This window comes from Cytobacillus sp. NCCP-133 (genome assembly GCF_026011715.1).
Lineage (GTDB): Bacteria > Bacillota > Bacilli > Bacillales > Cytobacillaceae > Cytobacillus.
Genome location: NZ_BRVM01000053.1, coordinates 1 through 1,391, shown reverse-complemented (window position 1 = coordinate 1,391; position 1,391 = coordinate 1). Strand labels below are relative to the sequence as shown.

At 48.0% G+C, this 1,391-nt stretch carries 1 protein-coding gene; it reads right to left on the bottom strand.

The features are described from left to right. Positions 1 to 1,293 (bottom strand): IS4 family transposase (locus tag NCCP133_RS21745; RefSeq protein WP_264807313.1); only part of this gene is annotated, 1,293 nt, incomplete at its 3' end. Between the last annotated feature and the right edge of the window lie 98 nt (positions 1,294 to 1,391).

The following is a 1,391-nucleotide window of genomic DNA, read 5'->3' as shown; positions in this document are numbered from 1 at the left end:
CAGTTGACTTTCAATCAGTTTTTTCATTTTTGTATTCGCCTGTTTCAGGACATCTTCAAGAAGCTCGATCAACTGCTGCAGCGCAACCGCCCAATCGAGTTCATTCACTTCATCGCACATTTCATAAAAGAGACCGCCGAGCGTGCGCTGGTCCTTGTGGCAGCGGTTTTGCCAAGATAAAACAATATACCGCGCGAACACGATGGTCGTGTGGCTGATCAACCCATCGTAGGAACGCCCCTGGAACTCCTTTTGGAGATTTAACAGCGACTTCGTTGTCTTGAAGAAGACCTCTATATCCCAGCGCATGCCGTAGATCTGGATGATCTCCCGTTCGGTCAATGTTTGATCGGTACTAAGAATGGCCAGCCACTCGCTTCTTTTGTTTCGGTTTTGGACGAAGACGATTTTGACGGACGTTCCATTCGCCATCTCGCAGCGGATCGAACGAAGAATTCCTTTTTTGCCTTGAACCGGCACGGCCAGGCGATACAGCTGTTTCAAGCTGACAACTTGATCGCCCACTGAATAACGCTGTTTCGTTTCTTTCACCATGCCGATCACATCAAGTCCTTGTTTTGTGATCGCTTGAACGAGGGGCGGCAGCGTAAACCAGGAATCCATCAACACATAACTGGCATCAATACCGCTTGAAAGGGCGCGGCGGATCATGTTCGGAATTTGTTCAGGCGCCGTCTGAAGCGCATTCATCCGACGCTTATAGCCGGACGTGCGTTTGTCGATCGCGGATGAAATGCCGTTGAGCTGCGCTTTTTTAGAACTGAGCAGGGAAAAGTCGACTGGCATGAACGTGGAGCCGTCCGACCAGCCCAGCGTTAACATGCGAAACCCCTTATAAAATTTCATTTTCTGGGACGCGTGGTCGAAACAGCGAGCCAGCAATTCCACTTTTTTACTGCGACTACGGTCGAACGCCGAATCGTCCACGATGAATACTTTCGGACGGTTGTGATCGGTTAAGCGATCTACCTTTTGAATCGTTGAAGCGCTGAACAACAACAGAAACCGCCGCCAGTTGAATGTCGGTTGATTGAGGAATCGGTAAACGGCATCCTTCGCCGGATAACGGTCTGCTTTCTTCGAATCCAACAGGGAAAACCAGTTTTTGTGCTGGAAAATCAGGCTAAAAACAAGCTGGAACAAATATGAACAGGGAAATCCGAAGGTTTTGGTGATGCCGGCTTTCCGGAGGTGTTTACAGATTTCAAGTTCAGAAAAAACCGAGCGCAATTCATTCGGCAGTTGATTGTTGGATTGGTTTTGATCTATCATATAGGAGGCACCTCTTCTGTTTGGTAGTGATTTCTCGATAATCTCACTATACCAAAGAACGAGGTGCTTTTCTTTTCGCCAATTGACTTGTCAAGGAA